The organism is Prevotella sp. 10(H) (assembly GCF_000711235.1).
Taxonomy (GTDB): Bacteria; Bacteroidota; Bacteroidia; order Bacteroidales; family Dysgonomonadaceae; genus Dysgonomonas.
This window is the reverse complement of sequence record NZ_JOMI01000001.1, coordinates 267,984-291,593: the sequence shown is the minus strand read 5'-3', so window position 1 is coordinate 291,593 and position 23,610 is coordinate 267,984. Positions and strand designations below refer to the sequence as shown.

Genomic DNA, 23,610 nt, shown 5'->3' with positions numbered 1-23,610 from the left:
TCACCACCAAACACTTACTCTATTCTTCCAGATTTTGCCTATCTTTGCGGGATTCTAGTTATATTTGTTAAAGAATATAATACATAGGAGAGAATTTCACAATCTTCATAAATTATACTTTTCAAATCGGGACAATAAAATGAAACAACAATTACTAGTAGACATGGACGGCGTATTGGCGGATGTATATGCTCAGTTTCTCAGAATGGAATACGAAGAACTGGGAATAAAACGCTCGCTGAAAGATTTGGAGGGCATATTGGAAATGGAAGTCTTTGCCAATGCAGAGAAATATGTAAGGTCGAAAGGCTTCTTCCGTACTGCGCCCGTTATAGAAGGAAGCATAGAGGGATTGAGGTATCTCAACGATAAATATAATGTGCTGATAGTATCGTCGGCAACGGAATTTCCGGACAGCCTCAGCGAGAAGCTGTATTGGCTCAATGAGCATTATCCGTTTATCACATGGCAGCAAATGATATTCTGCGGCAAAAAGGATTCGGTAAAGGGCGATATTATGATCGATGATCACCCGAAGAATCTCGACTATTTCGACGGGAAAACGATTATGTTTACCCAGCCACATAATGCAAAAATGGATAATGGAAAGCATATCAGGGCGAATAACTGGCAGGAGGTAATTAATTTGTTATAGAGAAATAATCTATTAAATAAGCGTCATGAAAAAGGGTAGTGTCATATTTATATTGTTATTGCTGTTGATGCAGGTGATGTATGGGCAGTCTTTGACAGTGACGGGAACAGTGGTAGATGCAGAAGACATGCAAGCTGTTGAAAGGGTACCTATATTAAACCAAAATACAAATATAATATATTGGACAGATGAAAATGGAAAATATTCACTTAAGGCAAATAAGGGAGATACATTAAAATTTTCTCTTGTCGGCTATGTGACAAAAAAGATAATTGTAGAAAAAAATATTCATGATATTATATTTGATTTGGATTGTTTTATATTAACAGAGCCGGATCCTGTAAATTTTGATGGTTTAAATTCTGGACAGGAATACGAAGCCATTGTCCTCGAACCCGGCTATGAAACCTTTCTGGCAACCCAACAGTCGATGAACTTCTTCTCCGAATCGACATTAAAGACAAAAAATACTTTTCTTGTCAGCGAATGGAATTACCGTTGCGACAACCCGATGCGCTACAGTCCGCAGGTATATGAAGCAAAAGTGGACTACGACCCGAAAAACGAGTATGGGTTGGAAACTGAATACCGGCTTTATATGTTTTTCCGTTTCATGGACAAAAAATATGATTTGGGGCTGGAAAGAAGATAGTTTTCCTTAATTAAAATCTAAAAATAATAACCTATTTATTTAATACTGAATAGTTTTAAATAAAAAATAATAATTATATTTGCTGCACATAATAAGATTTATATAAAGATAAAGACTGTTAATACAGACAGATAAACATACACATATTTCACATTCTAAAAACATATAAACAAACTACTCCGGCCAATCATACATAGATGACTGAATAGGGATTGACAGCATTAGGTACTGATAATAATGGTTTTAAAGGAGTTAGAAACGGCACAAAACACGATCTGCAATGAAGACAAAACTATCTTTATTAATGTCATTTCTATTAATGACCTTAATACAAAACTATTTACAGGCACAGGTAACATTAGGGGCCGATATTGCTCCCGAAAAAGGCGCATTGCTCCAACTGAAAGAAAACGGCGATAAGGAATCCAATTCACACCGTGGGCTCGGTATGCCAAGAGTCAACCTGACGGATACGAAAAATCTCTTTCCTATGTTCGAAACTACTCCCGGAAGCGGTACCGCAAATGATCTGTACAATAGCTCAACGAAAAAAGGCGATATAGATAAAAAGCATATCGGCTTGTGGGTATACAATATGAATGTTTGTCTCAACCAGATGGGCGGCAGCGAAGGCCTCTATGTATGGGACGGCGGCGAATGGGTGAGAACAATGAATAACGATTCGCCGTTGGTAAGTACTTTTGTCGATCCCAGAGACGGGGAAATATACCGTTATGCACGTTTTGGCACGGCAGGGACATGGATGGTAGAAAACCTGCGTACAAAAAGGCTTCCCGGTTCCAATACCGATATCCCGTTCCATACAGGTTTGTTTAATCCTGAAGAACCTGCGATGGGATATCCGTCTGAAACTGACTGGACACTCTCGACCAGTTATGATGAAAATCCTAAAATGGGTATGCTGTACAATTGGTATGCGGCAACCAATACCACAGAAGCAACTGCTCCGGGAAACATCGATCAGGGGCAGCTGTCAGCCAATGCTACTCCCGGTAATGAAGAAGTAGAAATTACAGGGCCGGATTCAAGCCCCGGCAATCCGTATAAATTCGTGAAAGGCATTTGCCCCGACGGTTGGCATCTACCTAGCGACAGGGAATGGAACGAACTGGAAAAGCATATCTATGAGAACGCCCAGTTATACAGCGACTATACTGCCGAAGAGGTACAGGCATGGAATACAAAAACCCCATGGCAACCTGCTTGGGATTTCGGTATGGAAGACGGCTTCGGTAATCCGTTGCCGGGATTCAACTGGCGTGGCGTACCGGAAGGAGATCCTAACGGTCATGGTTATGCTATGATGGCGCCATGCTCTCCAAAAGGACGAACACTTGGAGTGAGCAAATCGGCATCGCAGGGCGGATTTTTTGCACTCTTGGTAGGCATTGTCAAATCTGCGAGCCCTCTGTATTGGGCTGAAGGCACACTTTTCTGGACCAGCAGTTCTGCTATCGATCCGAAGGTTAGTGTTCATAAATCGGCATGGTATCGGAATGTTCACAATTTCGAAAGGGGAGTAAAAGTCTTGCGCTACCAGAATACCAGAACGCATCTGGTAAGTGTCCGCTGCAAGAAAGATTAAGTATATAAAAGATAAAAGTACAGCCTCATTGAGTAGTATCGATGAGGCTGTCTATTTAATCACTATTTTTTTTATTCTTTTCTAGTTTGTCCCATTCTTTTCGGGTTATTATGTTAAGGCTTTCATTTTCCATATCGAATATTGATACATATTTTTTTCCGAGTACGATGTGCTTTTTCCATTCTGTGAAATCTTTGTATAGTAGTAATGTGCAAATATCGGTAGGATCAATGATATCTGATACTACGTGGGAATGAAAGGATGATTCTAACGGATTATTTGCCTCATTTGATTTATATGGTAGTGATATCAAAGATCTGTGGAGACGCTTCATATCTTTATATTTATTTTTTGAGTCGAATGTAAAACAGTAATCATTGCCAATCAATACAGCACCGGGCTCTTTTGGTGCCGTGAGGATATAAACTTTCTTCTCTTCGGGTGTTATTATTGGGATAAAATTGAATCCGGTATTTTCATAACTTATACAAATAAGAGGAGCCAACTTGCCGGTTTCGGTTTTAATAGCCTTTAAATCTTTTTCCAGTATTGTTGCTTCTAAATTTACCGTATCCACTATTAACGGCATGGTCTTCGGTATAAAATCGAATGTATACCTGACAAGCAACTGGTCGGGATTATTCTTGTCAAAGAATACTGTATTTACATTTCCTTCAGCTGAAATATATGAAATATAAATTCCGGCCGAACTTGTTTTATGTGCAAAGCGGGTGAAAAAATCGTCTGTTGCATACCACGAAGCTTTTTCCAGTCGGTAAAGTTGTTTGCCCTCTTCCAATACTTTCTCAGGGTCAGGCTCTTTTGCAAATGTGATTACGGAAAGGCAAACAAAAATGAATAGAAGTGTAAATTTCATAATATCAGTATCTTTAGTTTGATAAACGGAAGAGAAGCATATGCAGTCTCAAATATATAGAATAATCTTTCCAAATCAGATGCTTCTGGTATATTAATTTATACTATTTTTGCATTTTCAGCGTTTCAGAATACTAAGAGAGTAATTTAAGCACAGCATACCGCCATTTTTCGCGCATTATGTACTATTTTCGAAAATACCTTCTTCTATCGGGTTTTATTTTATTTCTATCACTGAATAGTTCTGCGCAGGTCGACAGCACATATATCGGTTTCTTCGAGCATGAACTTTCGGTGCGCACCTATTTTATGGATAAGTTTGCCGTACTCTCGCATCAGGAAAATAACCATCACGACGAGATATCATACCGTTCCAATGCCCCTTTCGGTATTGGACTGGGCTTTTCGTACAAAAATGTAACACTGAGCGGCTCATATGGGTTCGACTTTATGAGGGATAAAAAGCGGGGCAAGACACGCTCGTACGATTTCCAGTACCATTCCTATGGGCGTAAGTTTGTTTATGATATATTCTTCCAAAGCTATAAAGGACTTTACCATGAGCCTAAAGAAGAGCAATACGATATCTATCCCGACATAAGCCTCAGGCAATATGGCTTCAACGGTCAATATATTTTCAACGGCAATAAGTTCTCTTATCCGGCAGCCTTCAACCAGAGCGAAAAGCAATTGAAGTCGGCAGGCAGCTTCCTGCTCGGCGGAGCCATGTATTACAGCAGGGCGAGGTCAGACAGTTCGATTGTTTTTCAGGACGGGCATAAATTGCGTAATTATCAGATAGGGATAAATGGTGGCTATGCTTATACATGGGTGCCTAACAAGCGGCTGTTTATTTCCATTTCGGCTTCCGTGGGCGCCAATATAGGATATGAAAACATAGACGGACATAGGAACAGGGTGAAAGTATACCCGTCTGTTTTTCCACGCTTCTCAATGGGCTATAACCACGATTCGTGGTCGATAGGCACTTCGTTTGTGTACAATCGAATCTATATACTTTTTACTGGTCCATCGAAGATGGCGCTTGATACAGGTGCTTTACAATTCAATTTAATAAAACGATTCGGGCGCGCGCCAAAATTCTTGAGGGATCAGAAGCTGATAGATACATACAACGAATACAGGTTCTGGTAAAACAGAATGCAAGAAACAAAAAATGGCAGAGATATCCAATCCCTGCCATTATACTATACCTTTGGGCACTTACTAGTTTCTCCGCCTGCGGTTATCTTGTTGTTTCTTCTGATGTTCGTCGAATTTCTTTTGCTGGTCTTTAGTCAGCACTTCTTTTATGGCAGCAGTGCGGGCTTCCTGATTTTTCTGGAATTCGGCTCTCATCTTTTCGCGGTCCACTTGGCCGTTGCGTTCGCCGAAAGCCTTCGCATATTTCAGATTTATATCGTATACTTTTGTTTTTTGGTCATCGTTCAATCCCAACTCTTTCACCAGAGTTTCGGTTTGTCTTTTGGCTCTCTCTTCAGGGGTTGCGCGTTGTCTTTGCTGGGCGAATACTCCGCCTGTTGTAAACAGGGCAATGGTAAGGAACAAAATTAACTTTTTCATAATTTCCTAATTTTAAAATTGATACATACTGTCTACTATGACTAATCAAAAGCCAAAAGGTTAATTCGGAAAGCTATCTTTTTGTGTTAAAAAATCATAAAGCAAAAAAGTATCCCACCAGTATTATGGCCATTATGGCTATAGATAAGAGAATGGTATAATACATCTGTTTGATAGATATGTTGAAAACCTCCCTGATTTTTTCCTGACAGATACACCACAATGTACCAGTAAAGAACAAACTGCCCACAAGGAACATGCTATCGAATGAGATAAAGAGCATCCATAGCATACCCATAACGGCAAAGCCCAGATATATGGCAAGCAGTATCCATCCGGACCGTTTTTTCATCCAGAAAAGAATAGAGGCAAGAGGGGTGACAATAATAGGGAACAGGAAAAGCACAACACTAAAATCCCATTTGCCATTATCGAAAAGTCCTTTCAGCAGATAGAACTGGGTGACAATCTGTAAGATTGAGATAATGAGAAATACAATGGCAATCGTATTTATTATTAAGGGTGGTTTCTGTCTGTTATCTTCCCCGGCATTTTCGTCCATTACAGGATTGATATAGTCGATTATGCCCGTTCCTTTTTCAGCTAATGTATTTTTTATCTTGTCGCGTTTCTCCCTTTTGCTTATCAGTTCCTGATCTTCGGCTTCGAGTTGTATTTTAGCTTCTTCTATCTCGATAGGTAACAGCTGGCGGCTGTCGAGTTCTTTTTGGGCGGCTTCTACTGCCTCGGGGCGATAGTCGGCAGGCGTTTGTACTATACGCAACAGGGCGGTGTTGGAGTACGTTTTATATATTTCAGATAATTGGCTCATGTCTCTTTACTTTTTATATTTATAAAGATACTATAAATAGAAGAAAAATCCATGCGTATATACCTTAATATATAAAAAGAGCCGGAGCAGAAAATAATCCCTGTTCCGGCTATATCCTCATCAATATCCCGAAATATCAGTACAAATCTTCCAGCAGATTCGCCACAAACGTAGCATTATATTCTCCCAATATAGCGCCTTCGAGGTAATTGTTGCGGATAATACCAAGTATATGCGATGCGGCATCTTTCATCTCTTCATTCTTGCCATAGCACGAAAAAGTATACTGGCTGATGCCGCAGTATGAACACAATCCTGCCAGTGTATAAGGCCGAGATACGGGCACTTCTACCGTTCCGCCTTTCAGCTCTCCCGAACGCATCAGTTCTTTCCTTTGCCACGGGTTGCTGTCGCACCATGCAAAGTACTCGAATGCTTTGGTCAGCAGTTTGTCAGGATCGGTATAGAGCTGCTCTCTGCCGCCTTTCTTTCTTGTTTTAAAGCTGTCCGTTATCATTTTCTTTTTTTCTGTTTCTTCTTATTTTCTTTGTTTGCTCTTTTGCGGGTGCGGCAGGCTCTGCTTCTTTTTGTGTATCGAGCCAGCTTCTCAGTTCACGCACTTTCCTTATCAGGCAGCTTGCACACGACTGAGGCGTTTCATTTCTGCCAAAAACTTTATTCGACAGGCCATAAATCCTGCTCATAGAATAGCGGTGTGTTTTATCCACATCGGAGATTAGTTCCTCTACTTCCTGTTTCAAATCTGTTTCGTTCATTTTGTTATGTTTTTATTGTCAATTGTTTTTGTAATAAAAAACAGTACGAATGCCGCAACAGCACCTGTAAGTACGATACTGATGCGGTTAACCATAAGCCCGGCCAGCAAAGACGTTATCCACATGAGGTGAAATGTGAAGCACGGGCGGCAGTTGAAAGGTTTCCTGTCGAAAAAATTATCAAGTTCGGGTAGGTGAATAGAGAGAAGTGCACCCAAATAAAGTGAAGAAATTGCTGAGAGCATTACTACAATGCCGGTTATAGCTGCATCCATACTGTTTTTTCAGTATAGATAATTGAGTTTCGAAAAAATACAGTTTCAGAGAAAAATCTTTTCTTATCTTTATAGATGTTAACTAAAATGCCAAGATTATGAAGAAGTTATTTCTGTATTTATTTTTCTTTTCCATTTTTGTTTCTCAAATATTTTGCCAGACTACCGTAAGTAAGCCCGACACTAAATGGTTCGAAGATGCGCGCTTCGGTATGTTTGTCCATTTTGGCCCGTATGCAGTACTTGGCAACGGAGAATGGATTATGAACAACCGCCCTATAAAGGCAAAGGATTATATGCGGCTACAGGATATTTTCAATCCGCATGCTTTCGATGCTGCCGAATGGGTAAAGATTGCCAAAGATGCGGGAATGAAATACATAACTTTTACTTCGCGCCACCACGACGGATTCAGCAACTGGGATACGAAACAGTCCGACTGGAATATAATGAATACGCCTTACGGAAAAGACTTGTTGAAGCAATTGTCGGATGAATGCAAGCGGCAGGATATAAAGCTTGTACTTTATTATTCACAGTTGGATTGGATGCGAGATGATTACCAGTACGAAACAGGACGCACGGGAAAAGGTTCGGGACGTACCGAAAAAAGCAATTGGAATTCTTATATAGCATTCATGAAAGCCCAACTTACAGAATTGCTCACCAATTATGAGATAGCAGGTATATGGTTCGACGGGCATTGGGATCAGACTGCCGACGAAAACCGTACCGACCATTCTACGCATGCCGACTGGCACTATCCTGAAATATACGGACTGATACATACACTGTGTCCGACCTGCCTCATTGCCAACAATCACCATTTACCACCGATTGAGGGTGAAGATTATCAGATTTTCGAACGCGATGTGCCGGGAGAGAATAAGGCGGGATACAGCGGACAGGAAGTGTCGCATCTGCCATTGGAAACCTGTGAAACAATAAACAGCACATGGGGATTTAACATTACCGACGACAATTATAAATCTACAAAAGATCTTTTGCATCTGCTCATCCGCACGGCAGGCACAGGGGCAAATCTGTTGCTGAACGTAGGCCCGATGCCAAATGGAAAAATAGAGAAAGAATGTGTGCAGCGATTGCAGGAAATGGGTAAGTGGATGAATAAATACGGCTATACGATATATGGTACAGAGCAGGGTTTTGTAAAACCTCAGGAATGGGGCGCAGTCACTAAAAAGGGCAAAACGTATTATATTCATATACTGGATGCAAATACTCAATTGATAGTGCTGAATATACCCGATATCAAATCGGCCAAATGGATAAACCAATCTACACCATTAGTTTGGAAAAAGGATAAAAAAACGGGGGATGTGACATTCACTACAGCAAACATAACAGATGAAATAGATACTATTATTGAAGTGGTGTTAAAATAATAGTTGTGGCCTAATATGACGAAAAATTTGAAAATAAGTATAAAAAGGTTAATTAATCCAACTTTCAGAACCAAAACCACCTTATTGTGGTTTATACTATGTGTAGTTTTGTAAAGTTTGTGTTAAGGTTTAGGGAAGTCTGCGATGTGATGTCGCGGACTTTTTTTTGTTATAATGATTCAGTAATAAAACCAATCAAGCTGAGAATTTGTTAAGAATAGAAACTAAAAAGATCATCATGAGCTCACAAAATCCCGAAAGAGTAAAAGTTCTGGAAGACGGCCCCTACGAAGTGTCCGGCAATGTTCCTTTAAACCAGCTGAATCTTGTTCCCGATGCGGAAGGTGCGTGTGTGGAATATGCGAAGCAAAAGGATTATGAAGATCAGCCGGTATATCATCTTTGCCGTTGCGGGATGTCAAACGATAAACCTTACTGCGACGGTTCTCACTATCACGGATTTGAAAGCAGGGAAACGGCAGAACATAAGACTTATGATGAAATGGCGGGATTTATTCAGGGCGAGCAAATCGATCTGCTCGATGCCGAAATACTCTGTGCTGTAGGACGCTTTTGCGATACCAACGGTACTACATGGGATCTGGTAAAAGATAAAGACAATCCGAAAATTAAAGATATCGTTATCGATCAGTGCTGTAAGTGCCCGAGCGGAAGGCTGACAGCCGTGACTAAATACGGACAAAGAATAGAGCCTCGGTTGCCCAAAGAGATAAGCGTACTCGAAGACCCCGATTGTCAGGTGCGTGGCCCTATCTGGGTTAAAGGCGGTATAATTATAGAAGATGCGGAAGGTGGTATCTATCCGGTACGCAACAGGGTGACCCTCTGCCGTTGCGGTAAATCTCAGAATAAGCCTTTCTGCGATGCACGCCATATGGATAATGAGGGTGAAACCGCACAGGAATCAGACGATATAAGTCTTTTATGACGCTTTTTCGGCAAAACAGGTCGTGCCGGAGAAACTGTTTGATGTTAATTTTGAAAATCTTATTTTTGTTTATTACAAAAAGCATATATCATGGATACACAAGCTATCGTTTTTCTTGTTTTGGAAATACTGCTTATCATAATGGTGGTAAGTATCATTTTCGTCATCCTTTCCGAAAACCGCAGTCCGACAAAGACTATCTCGTGGATACTCGTTCTTATCTTCCTTCCTATAGTGGGGATTATTTTATATCTGTTCTTTGGTGAAGAGCACCGTAAGAAATACAGGATAGTAAAGAAACTGTACAAGGGGCTGGATACCAAATATACGCCGAAGTACGATATACATGGCGTAAATAATTACCCCCCAGAATATGAAAAGCTGGTAAAGATGCTTCAGAATATCAATTTTGCGCCCGTACTCGACGGAAACAAGATAGATTTTTATGCATCGGGCGAAGAAAAGTTCAGGCATTTGTTTGCCGACATAGAAAAGGCAAAGCATCATGTCCACCTTTTATATTATAAGATAATAGATGATAATATAGGCAATCGCCTGAAAGACCTGTTGATAAAAAAAGTACGCGAAGGGGTGGAAGTAAGGCTTATATACGATGATGTGGGTTCAATCAAAACCCGTAACCGCTATTTTAAAGAGATGCAGAAAGAGGGCATTGAAGTGGGATGCTTTTTACAAATGAAATTGCCGTGGATAGCCCGCAGGGTAAATTACCGGAATCACCGTAAGTTGGTGGTTATAGACGGCACAGTAGGTTACATCGGCGGTATGAATGTAGGTGACTGCTATATCGAAGGACTGAAATGGGGGCCGTGGCGCGACGTACAGATACGTATCGAAGGTAACGGAGTGAAAGGCTTGCAGCACGTATTTTTCTCAGACTGGTACTTTTCACATAAATCGGTGCCCGAATTGACCCCTTATTTTCCTACATCTGAATCCAAAGGCGACAATCCGCTGCAAATCATATCCAGCGGCCCGATAGATATCTATAATAGTATCGAAAGGGGAATGTTTCAGGCGATTAACAGCGCTAAAGAAAGCATTTGTATACAAACACCTTACTTTATGCCTACCGAAAAAATACTAAGCGCATTGCAGACGGCATCGATAAGTGGGGTAAAGATACAAATGATACTTCCCCGAAAATCCGACAGCTTTTTTGTAGACAGGTCGACACATTCGTTTGTCAAAGACTTACTGAATTATAATATAAAGGTTTATCTCTACGAAAAAGGATTTATCCATACCAAATGCATGGTAATAGACGATTGCCTGACCATACTCGGTTCGGCGAATATGGATACCCGCAGTTTCGAATTGAGTTTTGAAACCGATGCTTTCGTTTACGACCGCGAAACAGCGAGTAAGGCAAAAGAGATATTTGCCGAAGATTTAACGAATTCTACCGAAGTATCGCGTACCAAATGGGATAAACGCCATGTTTGGCGCCGTTTTATGGAATCGGTAATGCGGATATTTACACCTTTGATGTAGACGGCTTGCCGTATGTTGTAGTTATAGTATCACTATTCTTTCTATCTTTACTCCTGTAAAAATATATAAGATGGAATTACGTACGGTAAATGTTACACGATATATTACACCCTTGCGGGAGGGCGGCTCTTTACCTGCTCTTGCCGAAGCTGACGACGGGTTTAAATATGTTGTCAAATTTCGCGGGGCGGGGCATGGCACAAAGATGCTTGTAAGCGAACTTGTTGGTGGGCTTGTGGCTCAAACACTCGGATTCCGTGTGCCGGAAATGGTTTTTATCAATCTCGATGAGGCTTTCGGGCTTAGTCAGGGAGATGAAGAAGTACAGGACTTGCTCAGGGCAAGCCACGGGCTGAATATGGGGCTACATTTCCTTTCGGGTGCTTTGACATTCGACCCTGTAGTGACGCAGATAGACAGTCTTACAGCATCGCAAATCGTATGGATGGATGCCTTGCTGACCAATGTAGACCGTACGGCGCGAAATACAAATATGCTGATGTGGCATAAGGAACTTTGGCTTATCGACCATGGCGCGTCGCTCTACTTTCATCATTCGTGGGCAGGATGGGAGAAGTATGCCGTGAGTCCTTTTGTACAAATAAAAGACCATGTATTACTGTCTTGGGCGGATAAGCTCGACGAAGCTGATGCCGCATTCAAAAAGATACTGACACCGGAAAAGATAACTTACATTGTGAACACTTTGCCTGACGACTGGCTCAACTGGGGTGGGAGTGAGGAATCGCCCGACAGCATACGACAGGTATATATCGACTTCCTGAACGAGCGGATAAAGAATTCAGCAATATTTATAAATGAAGCGCAAAATGCAAGGAAAACACTTATATGAATACGCCGTCATCCGTGTTGTGCCGAGGGTAGAGCGCGAAGAATTTATAAATGTGGGCGTCATTATGTACTGCAAGCGGGAGAAATTCCTGAAAGCACGGTATCATATAGATGAGGCTAAACTTGCTTTGTTCTCCGGCGAACTGGATATGGAAACATTACGCGAAAATCTCAAAGCTTTTGATAAAATATGCATGGCGTCGAATGAGGGCGGCCCTATTGCATCGCTTGATATTACCGAGCGTTACCGCTGGCTGACCGCTGTGCGCAGTACTTCGATACAGACTTCGCGGTCGAATAAGGGCTTTTCGGATGATTTGGGCAAGACGTTTGAGAAGTTGTTTGAGGAATTGGTGATGTAATTTTTAGTGGATAATTCACAATTGACAGTTATGTTATAAAATATTCTATGAAACTTTACTACTACTTACTTCTTCTTCTTCTTTTATTACCTGCTATATGTACCGATGCCCAAAGCGTTGTTAATACCCCTGTAGCCAAATACCTCTATCCTAAATTTGACACAGCAATTCATACCATTACCGAACCGGATACCTGTACATTGCTGATACCGGCACAAGGCACAGACAACCATTTTGAAACTATGATAGTATGGGTAGACGATACACTGCGATATTTTCCGACAGCACTTAATACCGGGCCTTACGGCATACGCCTGAAAGGAGGGAAGCATACTATAAGGCTACGGGCTACATACTTTGAAGTAATACTGACCAATTTTGAAATAAAAGAAAACTGCCGCACTTTTTTATATATCAATCCGCAAAAATTATTTCAAGACGGTAATGAAGATTTGCCAAATGTGAAGTTCCGGCGGATGTCTTCGCAACTGACAAAGAATGAAAAGAAATCGCTGGCTAAGGAATTATTTGTTATGGATTACGATTTTAAATATAAAAAATCACGTCCGGTTGTATCATATAAAGGTAAGGAATATAATCACCACTTTTTACTCTTACCATCCGGACAGGATAGTATGGTAATTACTAAAGGCGAAGACAGGAAAAGCATATTGCCGTATGGTGGAGAAAAATATATAATGAAATCGGATAAGATAAAAATATTGAAAAGTTCCGATAAACAATTGGATTATATTGGCCCGAATCTTCTCTATTATCAGATGCTTTACGAATACGACGACTTTGTTAAGCAGATATTTATTCCGCACAATAAGACAAATACCGTACTGAGATTATCATATCCCGATATATGGCGATATACACCTGTATATATTATTCTGCTCGATAAACAGGAGCGGGAATATTCCAATTCACAGATTTACAGTCCGATTTATGGAAATGATATCTATGTGAGTGCTGTGCCCGGACATGATAACGATGAATACGATGTATATATTTTTTATCCGGGAAAGGTATTCAGTAAACATACGATAAATATCAAGGCCGGAGAGGTCAACAACCTGACAATAACAGAAGCAACAGAAATAATTAAAAACGATAATCAGATTTCAACTATTCTGAATAAGCTTTCTGAAAATAAGGCCGGAATATCCATATCTGTAATCGATAAAAAGACGAAAGAACCACTTATTGGTGCCCTTGCAGAGATAGTAGGAACAAATAATTATGGAATATGTGGTCTTGACGGGATAGCAAGGCTAAAAATAAATCCCTATATAAGGAATCAGAAAATTAAAATAGCTTTTCTGGGTTACAGGGAACAATATGTAACTTATGACGGACAGGAAAATTCATTCCATGTAGAACTGGAAGAGGCGGATAACCGTCTGTTATAACCACATTTCATTCTTCACCAACAGTCTCAGTCACTTCGTTCAGCCTGTCGAGAATCGTCTCTTTCAACTTATCTTCGGGCAGTATGACATTGAAATTACCCCAAAAGCTTTTATCATATTTATATTTCGTTTCCGAAAATATTTTGTGAGGCGATAAGCGTTCCTTCCTGCCGAATCCTTTTATATTATCTCCCGTTTCCGTTTTGCAGTTCACCATTTCGAACCACAGGTGTAGCGGTGAGCTAAACCATTTGCCTTTTATTCTTGCTTTGAAATGTAAGTCTCCTCTTACATGGTTGATGTAGTATTTCCCATTGTCAGACTGCCTGTACGAAACGATATATTTTGCTTCCTGTAAAGTCATTCTTATTTTTGGCGATGATTTCTCAATAAACCAGTGTGTTGCTTTTTCCGTATGCTTAGGATTTATTTCGAAACGGGCTTCCAGTAACGCTGAATTCTCGGCATCGATAAATAGTTCTCCTTTCATCATCGGTGCCTTAGTATGCTTTGTTTGTTCGAATGAAATCACATTCACCCGCCTGTCGTCTATCATGGTGATATCGCTATGCGTATACATATAAGGCGCATGTTCTTCCAACGCAAGGAAATCCGGCAAATCCCGGATGATATCCAGTACAAAAGTAGAGTACAAGCCCGATTTCATTTTTGTAAACAATGTATCGTCCAGCTGTTTGTTTACGATCCGGCGCATCTTTATCAGTTTGGTTTGGTCGTTTTGCGCCTCATTGTTATACCCGGTTTTATAAACTTCAACGACGCTTTCGGTAAGGTCGAGATTCTTTTTCTTATGGTCCGTTCCTTCGCGGTAGAAAGCAGTAATGCGTGCCGGCTTATCGGAATAATTGATTTCCCTCTTTTCCAGCATGTCTTTGATGGCTTCTCTTGGGTCTACAACCCTGATAACTACTTCCTGCAACGAAATTATTTGGGGGTCGATCGAGAGGTTTATATGCTGCCCGTCCAGCAACCCGGCTTCTATTTCCTGAGTCTGGTAACCGATATGTGAGAATTTCACAATGCCATTGCGCAGTGAATCGGGGATGTTCAGGCGAAATTCCCCGTTCTGATTGGTTACTGTTCCTATCGTCGTATAGTTCAGGCTTATGGAGCCATATACTATCGGGTCGTCTGTTATACGGTCATAAATTTTGCCACTGATAGTGAAATAGGATGTGTCTTTTAAGGGCAATTGTATCTGCTGCCGGACAGGCCTTGATTCTTTCTTTACAGCCTCTTTTCGCAAGAGTATGTGGTTTCCGATGATGTCTATCTGCAACTGATTATTATCGGTAATGGTATAAATAGCTTGCCGCAGTGTGTATTTTCCTTTACGGATTTTCACCGTCTTATCGTTATCTATTACCTGGCTGTCGTAAATAAAAAGGTATCCCGACTGGCCGGATACTTCTTTCAGCAATTGGTATATCGTTCCTTTCGATTTAGACAATTCCACGATACGGTCGAGCACACGTCCATCCTGTGCCTGCAAGGAAGTTACCGTGATTAGTAGTAACAGGCAGGCAGAAAAACGATGTAACGTATTTCTGACCGTGTTTTTCATGATGTCGTGTACTATTCAGATGCCGATATGGTAATAACATCTCCGTTTCGGGTCGATGTCAGATTTAATGCAAGGCAGATCAGCTGCGCAATTGTTTCCGGTGAATCGTTCGATAATGTCATTGTCAGCAATCTATCTTTCAGTTCGGGAGATAGAGCCAGTTCCGTAGACCCGGAATTCATGTTTATGATGCGGATCACATCAGCCAGCTTTTCGTCCTTGAAATGTATTTGCTTCAGATAACTTTCGAACTGTGATGTATTTGCCGATACTTTCTTTGTTAGATTGTCCGATTGAAGCAGTACGCTTTCTCCTGCCCTCACATTCACGCTCTGTCCGTCTTTTTTCAATGTTACTTTTACTTCGCCGTTTTTCACCGATAGTGAGAAAGATTCGCTGTCTTTGCTCACAATGTTGAATGCTGTTCCGAGGACCTCGATCGTAGCAGTCTCGGTATCGATAATGAATGGCTTTTCTTTGTTTTTACTGATTTCGAAAAATGCATCGCCCTGCATGGCAACTTCCCGTTTTGTTTCTTCGAAATGTACGGGGTATACCAGCGATGCCTGTTGCGAGAGGTAAACTACCGAGCCGTCTTCCAATGTGGTGACAAGGGTAGAGGTGTTTTCGTTGTTTTGCAACGTAAGGGTCTCTATCTTTGGCGTATTCAGTTGTTTGATAACCAGCGCCGAGGCTAAGCAGATAGATACGACGGCAGCAACGGCTGTCCATCTGAGTACTGCCGGACGGAATACAACCCGTTTTGGCTTTTCTTCCTGAGCAGGTAGTAGTCCGTCGTCTTCGAAACGCTTGTATAGGGCGTCCCAAGCCTCGTTTGTCAGTTTATCGTTTTTTTCTTTTAAAATCATAATACGTGCGTATATTTTTCTATCTCCTGTCGTAATATTTGATATGCCTTTGTCATCTCGGCCTCGATAGTCTTTACCGATACGGAAAGTATTTCAGCTATTTCCTTGTACTTTTTGCCTTCCATGCGGTGCATCCTGAATATTTTCAGTCTGCGGTCGGGCAGTTGTTTCAGGGTGCGGTTTATCACTTCTTCCAGCTCTTTATATTCGAGTTGCTGGTGTGGTGTACTGTCCTGTATTTTATTGTTGGTAGTCAGTACCTTTTCGCGGTGACGGCCCTGTACTTCGAGATGTTCCAGATATTGCAGCGACTGGTTCCGTACTGCCCCGTAGAGGTAACTCTTAAGGGAGTGCAGTATCTGAATGTTTTCCCTGTCTTTCCACCATACATAGAATAATTCCTGTACGATTTCTTCTGCAACATCTCTTCGTTTTGTTATGCTGCATCCGTAAAGACAAAGGGGGGCATAATATTGACGAAAGACCTGTTCGAATGTCTTTATGTCCCCCTCTTTTATCTTTTTTAATACGAATAGGTCATTCAGCATAATTAGCACCGGTTTTTACAGATAATATCAAATGTACGAAAAACCTGTTGATTAATTATTATGTTGTTTCTTCAATTTATTTACCGCATTTTCCAACGATTCGGTCGGTTCTATAATGTTATAGTCTTCCCAGAAATTAGGGTCGTAGAAGTTCTGTACCTTCTCTGATAATATCTGGTTGGTCTTGAATGCTTCTTTGTTAGGTATCTTGTTTACATTCTCTGTCTTGCGGTTGGTCACCACCATTTCGGATACGATTGTATACCCTGTAGAGAAAAGCTTACGCTTGTAGTCGCATTTAAACTTCACTTCGTTATAGATATAGTTAAGGTATGTCCGTCCGTCCTGTTGCTTGTATGTTACCACAAAAGATACTTCTTCGGGTTTGAAATGCATCTTGAAAGGTTTGCGGCGGAGTATGGCCTGCGTCGCCTTATTGCGGTCGTCCATGCTGAGGCTGAACTCGGCGCGGGAGAATGCAAGGCTTTCCCTGTCTATGAAAAGTTTACCGTAATGCAGCGCATATGGCAGATTCACCTGTGGTTCGAACTTGATAACGAAATGTGGACGCTCGTTTATCATTGCTACACCGTCGTATTCATATTTGTAATGGTCGAGTGTTTTACGGTCGAGGAAAAGATCCGGATTTTTTACCACGTCTACGAATACCGAAAGACTAGGGCCACCCTGAAATTTCACTATCAATGTGTCGCTCACTTTCGGGCTGATGAGCTTACGGCCTTTGTACACCTGCACTTTATCGTTATATACATCTTTTGTATAAGGGCTTTTATAGATATCAAGGACAGCTTCGGAAATATTTATATAATTGCGTCTCTTCCTGATTGTCTCACGATAAAATCCTGTCAACATGTTCACATCAGCGCTGTTATTCTCCGGAACCTTCTGTATGGCCTGTTCTACCAGTTCCCGCGCATCTACGGGATGTACCACTATTTCTTTCAGCAGGTTGGAGTTCGATGTCATGTAAATGGTTATTTCATGCCCCAAATCTGCATCTGATACAGCATATCTTAGGTTTTGGTAACCGATGTGGGATATATCCAGCGTTTTTACTTCCAGAGCGTTATTTACTTTAATAGAGAAGAACCCATCGGTATTGGTAATAGTAGCGATGTTTGTTCCCGGAACGGAAATACTTACGTATTCGAGTTTTTTGTTGTTTTTCTTATCCTTCACTACACCACTAATAGTGACATAGCTTGCCGACATATTCTGAGCCTGTAGCGATATACAAAAAAGTAGGGCCAGAACGGTAAGAACGATTTGTGCGGTCTTTAGGTATGTTGTTCTCATAATCATAATTGTATTAAAAGATAAATAATTAACCGGTTTCTACAATAATGATCGTTGAGAAGGGGAAAACCCTAAGGATATAAGCCCATTTAATATGTTTTTAACGAAAAAAGCTACCTGCATAAGCAGATAGCCTTCCTGATTCACCTTAAACCTAATTAAAACCTATGTAATTATTGTATCTCAATCTTTTTCACCTTGTCTTCGATAACCTTAGTCTGCTTTGGCAGGGTGATCTGTAATATTCCGTCTTTCTGCGAAGCGGAAATACTTTCAGCGTCTATACCTTCGGGCAGTGTAAAGCTGCGTACGAATGACGATTTCCTGAACTCGCGGCGAAGCACTTTTTCATTTTCGTCTTTTTGCTCATTCTTCATTTCAATTTCAGCCGAAACTTTAAGTACGTCCTTTTCAATTTCTATTTTGATGTCTTCTTTATTGAATCCCGGTACGGATAATTCAATGTTAAAAGCTTTTTCGTTTTCCGAAACATTGGTTGCAGGAAGACTGTTATCGTCTGCAAAATTGAAGAAGCCATCATTTAAAAAGAATGTAGGTAAAAAGCTTCCGCTTCTGTCGAATCTTCTAAGTTGATTTCTCATAATTTTATCCTCCTTTAATTTATATTTTATTGTTCTTATATTATACGTTTTCGTATCTGTAAAGTAATATGCAAAAAGTGTGCAAAAGTGACTAATTGACAGGGTTTGATATGTGAAAATATTTAAAATTTAAGTTGAGTATTTGTAATTATTTTTATATTAATAAATTATGCGTTTAAATGTAAATCATACAACATACGGTTGTTTGCGACAAAATGTCATTTCGGTAGTCGGGTGAAAAAAGAAAGGGAAGCCTATTAGCTTCCCTTTCCAACCAAAAAATTACTTTGTCTTCATCATTCTTTGATCTTCACCGATAGTCCTTCTATCCAATATTTATGTTCGTTCATATAATATACATATGCCGATGAGGCTACCGCACGGTATGTGCCCGGTATTTCGGCTTTCAGGTCGAGGCTGATTGTCTTCACTTCCGCAGGGCCAAGTTCGCGGTAATAAACAACCAGATTATCGTTGGTGATTTCGTAGAAGTCGAATATACCTTTTTCCTGCAATTCTTTCAGCTGCCAAGGCTGCAGGCTAAGTCCTCCCGGTATGCCTATAATGGCTACGCTCATCGGTTTGCCTTCATTTTCGGTGTTTTGCAGTTTCACAGTCATGCGTACAGTTTCGTTGACTTTTACTTCTTTGAGAGCCATGCTGGCCGTCAGTTTGAGCGGACAGAGTTTGCTTGTGGCAGGAATCAACGAGTTCCAACTGATAGTGACGGCATAAGGCACATAATTATCCGTTTCCTTATATCTCACCTGAATAGTGTTTTCTCCGGTTTTCAGTTTCGAAGAGAACGGTATCACCACTTTGCTCTTCGTCACATTCTTACACAATTCTTCACCGTTTGCGATCACACAGAATTTTCCGCCGACAGCTTCCGTCTGCATATTTTCGGCATATCGTGTTAGTGCCTGCAGGCAGATGCTTGTTGCCTGTGTTCCTCCGAAACTGCCGTTGCTTCGCCCTTTATTTATAAACTCGAGGCATTTTTCTATTATATTCAGGTCGCTTTCTTTACCCTCTTTCAGCAGGGCAAGCATCCAGAATGCGACGGCTTCCCGCTGGCTGGCATCTCCGTAACTGCGTACAATCGTAGACTGTAGTTTTAGTTTAGAAAAGTCTTCTTTCTGTGCTATTTCTTTAAAGTTATTGGTTAGCCTTTCATAGCTTTCCATATCTTTCATATTATACGCTGCATTTGCCAACAGAGCCATGCGGTAAATATCCTTGCTGTCGAATGCTTCTTTCAGCGTTGCTTGATATTCTGCATTTATACGGTTGCCATATCCTGTTTCGGTGAGAGCGTACACTATATATGCATTGTTTACATTCTTCGGAGCACCTGAGAACCCGTAACGGCCGTTATTCTGATTAAAGCCGCCAGTACCGTTCCTACGACTGAGGATGAAGTCGAGCGCACGGTTCATCATTTTCTTGTCTACATTATCATAAACTTTGCTCATTTCGTAGAATTCTACAAGTCCGTAAGCCGATAATACTTCGTGTGCAGGCGATCCGCCGTACCATTCGAAGCCACCCGAGCCTTTTACTTCATAGGCTGCGAGTTTGTTGTAGCCCATAGTCAGGTATTTCATTGCTTTTTTGTATACTTCCGGCTTATCCTGATTTGTTGCTTTCAGAAGTTGCATAGCAAATATATTCGGGAAGGTGCTTGAGGATAACTGTTCGAAACATCCATGCGGTTCGCGGAAGATACTTTCCACACCGTCGAACAACTGGTCGAGCATATCGGAATAACTTACCGCTTCGGCGCGAAGTGTTCCCGGTATGGCAGCCGACATATTCAGTGTACGTGTCTGTCCTTCATCTTTGCCTGAGAAGTGGTAGTAGTAAGGGAAATCGATGCGGCGCACGGTCAGGCTGCGTTTGATATTATCCGCCTGATTACCCGACATTGAGAATATTTCTATATTTTGGCTTCCAGTGGTAGATCCTACAATGAATGTGAAGTAAACCGTTTTCGATTCGTTTGCCGGAACCATTACATCTTTACTCAATGATGTACCGTCTACGATAAGACCGTCATCCTTCAGATAAAGATTTTCGTTTACACGCATTTTTACATTTGCAGTTATCGGCTCATCTGTATTGTTCCGCACCATTACCGGAATCTTCACTTCATCGCCTATGGCTGCAAACAATGGAGTTTTGGCATCTATGGAGAACGGCTTGCGTGTTACGATACGTTTTATTCCGCTGCCAATAAGGCCGTTGCCGATACCTTCGGCAGTAATACGGAAAGTAGAAGACATCTCATTGTTGCGGAAATTGATATTTGCAACACCTTTATCGTCGGTTTTTACATTTCCTTTCCAGTATACAGTCGATCTGTCAGGGTCGTAATTGTTGTATTCTATTTCGTTGTAAGGCGGTATGTAGAATTGGCGTTTTGGTACCAGTACACCACCATATTTGGATTCTCCCACCTTCATCTTCTGCTGGAATCCCGGTGATTTTTTGGTTTCTATCAGGATGACGCCGTTAGCCGCACGGCTGCCATAAATAGCTGATGCAGATGAATTTTTGAGAACAGAAACACTTTGTATATCGTTCGGGTCTACAAAAGACATTCCATTCTCAGCCGATACAGCTACTCCATTAATAACAACAAGCGGTTCGCCACCTGCTGCCGATGATGACATTCCCCTGATGGATATGCCCGATGAACCGCCAGAAGGTGTAATCATCAATCCCGCAACACGCCCCGCTAACGCTGAGCTGAGGTCGCCTACAGGGGCTATTGCTTCTCTGCTGCTTCTGCTAACCATAGAGGCACTGACAGTGGATACGGCGCCTGTCAGTGATGCCCGCTTTTGTGTACCATAGCCGACTACTACCACTTCATCGAGTTGTGGCGAATCTGCAAAATCCATCATAGCAAATTCTTCAGTGGCTACAGATTCATTACTTATAAATTGCCTGTCAAGTTTAGGTTCTTCATCTTTGGCCTGAGACGGGGATAATACAGGCGGTTGAGGTTTATTAACTACCAGTGTGTTTTCGTCGAGGTCGCCGGTTGCTGCCTCTATATTTACAGGTGTGGCAGTAATCGGCTTACCTTTGAAGAGGTATACCTGATTCGGCAATTTGGTCGTTACAAACACGCTTCCTGTGATATCTATATTATGGAAAACAAAATGTCCTTGCGGGGTTGTTTTTACCCTTGCTACACGTTTTTTGCCCTCGGTTTCTATTACGAAAACTTCGGCCTGTGTAGGATTGCCTGCCTTGTCGAGTACAAAGCCGTATACACTTGTAAGCTTCTCAGGGAATTCTTTAAAATCGTCTATCGACGGGTTAGCTATTTCGCTCCATGTAAAACGCCTCCAGCCATGAGTAAGCATCAGATAGTCAATCGCTTCTTTAGCTTTCGCTTCTTTCTCGTCGAAGTAGAAGTACGGCTCCTGTATCTTGCCTTTCAGTTCGGTAGAGAACAGCAGATAACTCAGAATGTTATCCTGCTTGTCGTCCGCCATCGTGAGCAGTTGCTCATCCACTACGGATAGACCCAGACTTGCCGGAACCGGATTTCCGTTCTTGTCAGTGGTTTTTATAGTCAGATGCACGTTTTCGCCCGGAGTGAATACATCCCTCGAATTAAGTTCTATATTCAGCCCTTTTTCGGCATTGAGGTATACAAGCCGTTCGCAGGCTTCCTGATGCTTTCCGTCGAAGAGCGTAAAGACAGCTATGCCGATCGGGAAATTAGCTGTCGGAACCTCTACCGTATTCAGTCCTTTTTTTAGTTTTACAGGCTGGTTGTAATGTATTTCGCCTTGTACCTGTGCTACCAGTCCGGCAGTAACATTCTGGGAAGAATATATATTCCAGATTACTTTATTTTCGTCTTTTGATTTCAGGCTTAGCACAAAACCTTTTTTCTGTGCTACAGGCAATTCACGCAGCGACTCGTTGCCGGTAGGCTTAGTAATGCGTGCATAGTATTTCTTGCCTGATTTCGGCGTGAATTCGAATGCACCCATGCCTAAATGGAAGCTTTCGAATGTGGTTTCTATCGCTCCGTTCTCGTCTACTATTTCTCCGCTGACATCGGCTCCTTTCTTGAACTCATTCATTGCTTCGAAAGCAACTTTCGATTGCGCGCCCTCTACCATATCGCCGCCTTCGGGATAGAAGTTTATAGCTATTTTATTCAGTACGATAGGTATGGAGCGGGTTATGGATTCTTCGGTGCCGCGGTCGTTGACAACGATTTGTAATATGCCGTCTGTTGTACTTAGATTTTGTGGTAGTTTAAATCTGATAGTCGTTTCTCCGTCGGCAGTCGTATTTTCGAGTGTTTCAACAGCTTCTCCACCGATACGTACAGTCGATTTTACGATGCTGTTGTTTGTTTTTTCATTATTGAGGTCGGTCACCTTCAAATCGGCCAGTACTTCATCACCAGCACCGTAGGCTCTTTTCTGGAAATCGAGTTTGAGCAGTAGGCGGGGGGTGATAACTTTCTGTACTGTAAGTTCTTTTGAGAATAGGCTTTCTTCGCCGAAATTTTTCATCCAGTTGGTATAAGCTACCAGTTTATATAATCCACCCGGAACATCCTCTTTGAGCATGAAATGAGCATTACACGTGCCACCCGATATCATCTGCTGATGTTTTTGAAGTACATTTCCCCAAGGATCGTGCAATTCGACATACAGCACATCGCTGACTGTAGACGGACGGTTGCTATTGGCATTCACAAGAAATGCTTTATAATATATGCCTTCCGACGGCTTATAATATGTCTTGTCGGTTTGCACATACACTTTTTCCTGAGGAACCTGTTTGTTGTATTTGTTTAGGTATTCCTGCAGCATGCCGAGGAAATCGTCATTTACGGCACTGATAAGTAACAGGGGCAATGCCAGTATAAGGATGCTGTATATATACTTTTTCAT

General features: G+C 41.5%; 21 protein-coding genes and 1 pseudogene. 10 read left to right on the top strand and 12 right to left on the bottom strand.

Translation table 11 applies throughout. The features are described from left to right. Positions 1–139 precede the first annotated feature (139 nt). From K348_RS0101260 to K348_RS0101250, 3 genes are all read left to right on the top strand, one after another. Positions 140–655, top strand: coding sequence for a 5'-nucleotidase (locus tag K348_RS0101260; RefSeq protein WP_029902145.1), 516 nt, complete (start codon positions 140–142; stop codon positions 653–655). Positions 656–680: 25 nt separating this feature from the next. Beyond that, complete coding sequence (locus K348_RS18675) at positions 681–1,307, top strand: DUF6146 family protein (protein WP_051697479.1); 627 nt, start codon at positions 681–683, stop codon at positions 1,305–1,307. Between the two features lie 280 nt (positions 1,308–1,587). Next, positions 1,588–2,913 (top strand): FISUMP domain-containing protein, encoded by a 1,326-nt coding sequence (locus tag K348_RS0101250; protein ID WP_156032689.1) that lies wholly within the window; start codon positions 1,588–1,590, stop codon positions 2,911–2,913. A gap of 55 nt (positions 2,914–2,968) precedes the next feature. Here K348_RS0101250 and K348_RS0101245 read toward each other — a convergent pair whose 3' ends face one another. After that, positions 2,969–3,790: a hypothetical protein gene (locus K348_RS0101245; RefSeq protein WP_029902138.1), complete on the bottom strand. Its 822-nt coding sequence runs from the start codon at positions 3,788–3,790 to the stop codon at positions 2,969–2,971. Between the two features lie 179 nt (positions 3,791–3,969). Here K348_RS0101245 and K348_RS0101240 point away from each other — a divergent pair, with 179 nt between their 5' ends. Continuing rightward, the gene (locus K348_RS0101240; protein ID WP_029902136.1) at positions 3,970–4,944 is read left to right on the top strand and encodes a DUF4421 domain-containing protein; all 975 of its coding nucleotides are present in this window, start codon (positions 3,970–3,972) and stop codon (positions 4,942–4,944) included. 72 nt (positions 4,945–5,016) lie between these two features. Here K348_RS0101240 and K348_RS0101235 read toward each other — a convergent pair whose 3' ends face one another. The 5 genes from K348_RS0101235 to K348_RS0101215 form a co-directional block, all read right to left on the bottom strand. Next, positions 5,017–5,373: a DUF4890 domain-containing protein gene (locus K348_RS0101235; protein WP_029902135.1), complete on the bottom strand. Its 357-nt coding sequence runs from the start codon at positions 5,371–5,373 to the stop codon at positions 5,017–5,019. A gap of 94 nt (positions 5,374–5,467) precedes the next feature. Further along, positions 5,468–6,205, bottom strand: coding sequence for a hypothetical protein (locus tag K348_RS0101230; protein WP_029902133.1), 738 nt, complete (start codon positions 6,203–6,205; stop codon positions 5,468–5,470). Positions 6,206–6,341: 136 nt separating this feature from the next. Then, positions 6,342–6,722: a terminase small subunit gene (locus K348_RS0101225; protein ID WP_051697476.1), complete on the bottom strand. Its 381-nt coding sequence runs from the start codon at positions 6,720–6,722 to the stop codon at positions 6,342–6,344. Beyond that, complete coding sequence (locus K348_RS0101220) at positions 6,703–6,981, bottom strand: hypothetical protein (protein ID WP_029902129.1); 279 nt, start codon at positions 6,979–6,981, stop codon at positions 6,703–6,705. Before K348_RS0101220 ends, K348_RS0101225 begins: the two co-directional genes overlap by 20 nt. After that, a complete protein-coding gene (locus K348_RS0101215; RefSeq protein ID WP_029902127.1) occupies positions 6,978–7,256 on the bottom strand; it encodes a hypothetical protein in 279 nt (92 codons plus the stop codon). The genes K348_RS0101220 and K348_RS0101215 overlap by 4 nt, the downstream gene beginning before the upstream one ends. 98 nt (positions 7,257–7,354) lie before the next feature. On the opposite strand from K348_RS0101215, the gene K348_RS0101210 reads away from it, so the two are divergent. From K348_RS0101210 to K348_RS0101185, 6 genes are all read left to right on the top strand, one after another. Further along, positions 7,355–8,662 carry an alpha-L-fucosidase gene (locus tag K348_RS0101210; protein ID WP_029902125.1) on the top strand — a complete coding sequence of 436 codons (1,308 nt, stop codon included), beginning with the start codon at positions 7,355–7,357 and terminating at the stop codon, positions 8,660–8,662. 238 nt (positions 8,663–8,900) lie between these two features. Next, positions 8,901–9,611, top strand: a complete 711-nt coding sequence (locus K348_RS0101205) for a CDGSH iron-sulfur domain-containing protein (protein WP_051697474.1) — start codon at positions 8,901–8,903, stop codon at positions 9,609–9,611. A gap of 90 nt (positions 9,612–9,701) precedes the next feature. Further along, the gene (gene cls / locus K348_RS0101200) at positions 9,702–11,126 is read left to right on the top strand and encodes a cardiolipin synthase (RefSeq protein ID WP_029902121.1); all 1,425 of its coding nucleotides are present in this window, start codon (positions 9,702–9,704) and stop codon (positions 11,124–11,126) included. Between the two features lie 70 nt (positions 11,127–11,196). Next, positions 11,197–11,979: a HipA family kinase gene (locus K348_RS0101195; protein ID WP_029902119.1), complete on the top strand. Its 783-nt coding sequence runs from the start codon at positions 11,197–11,199 to the stop codon at positions 11,977–11,979. After that, positions 11,957–12,340, top strand: coding sequence for a DUF3037 domain-containing protein (locus K348_RS0101190; RefSeq protein ID WP_029902117.1), 384 nt, complete (start codon positions 11,957–11,959; stop codon positions 12,338–12,340). The genes K348_RS0101195 and K348_RS0101190 overlap by 23 nt, the downstream gene beginning before the upstream one ends. A 47-nt stretch (positions 12,341–12,387) precedes the next feature. Continuing rightward, positions 12,388–13,755, top strand: coding sequence for a hypothetical protein (locus K348_RS0101185; protein ID WP_029902115.1), 1,368 nt, complete (start codon positions 12,388–12,390; stop codon positions 13,753–13,755). 934 nt (positions 13,756–14,689) lie between these two features. Here K348_RS0101185 and K348_RS19555 read toward each other — a convergent pair. From K348_RS19555 to K348_RS0101155, 6 genes and pseudogenes are all read right to left on the bottom strand, one after another. Next, positions 14,690–15,340: pseudogene (locus tag K348_RS19555) on the bottom strand (STN and carboxypeptidase regulatory-like domain-containing protein); the annotation flags it as partial. Between the two features lie 11 nt (positions 15,341–15,351). Continuing rightward, positions 15,352–16,209, bottom strand: coding sequence for a FecR family protein (locus K348_RS0101175; RefSeq protein ID WP_029902111.1), 858 nt, complete (start codon positions 16,207–16,209; stop codon positions 15,352–15,354). Then, entirely contained in the window at positions 16,206–16,757 is a 552-nt protein-coding gene (locus K348_RS0101170; protein ID WP_029902109.1) for an RNA polymerase sigma-70 factor, read from the bottom strand. The genes K348_RS0101175 and K348_RS0101170 overlap by 4 nt, the downstream gene beginning before the upstream one ends. A 51-nt stretch (positions 16,758–16,808) precedes the next feature. Further along, positions 16,809–18,074: a carboxypeptidase-like regulatory domain-containing protein gene (locus K348_RS0101165; RefSeq protein WP_029902107.1), complete on the bottom strand. Its 1,266-nt coding sequence runs from the start codon at positions 18,072–18,074 to the stop codon at positions 16,809–16,811. A 173-nt stretch (positions 18,075–18,247) separates the two neighbouring features. Beyond that, complete coding sequence (locus K348_RS0101160; RefSeq protein ID WP_029902105.1) at positions 18,248–18,676, bottom strand: Hsp20/alpha crystallin family protein; 429 nt, start codon at positions 18,674–18,676, stop codon at positions 18,248–18,250. Between the two features lie 296 nt (positions 18,677–18,972). After that, positions 18,973–23,610, bottom strand: a complete 4,638-nt coding sequence (locus tag K348_RS0101155; protein WP_029902103.1) for a TonB-dependent receptor plug domain-containing protein — start codon at positions 23,608–23,610, stop codon at positions 18,973–18,975.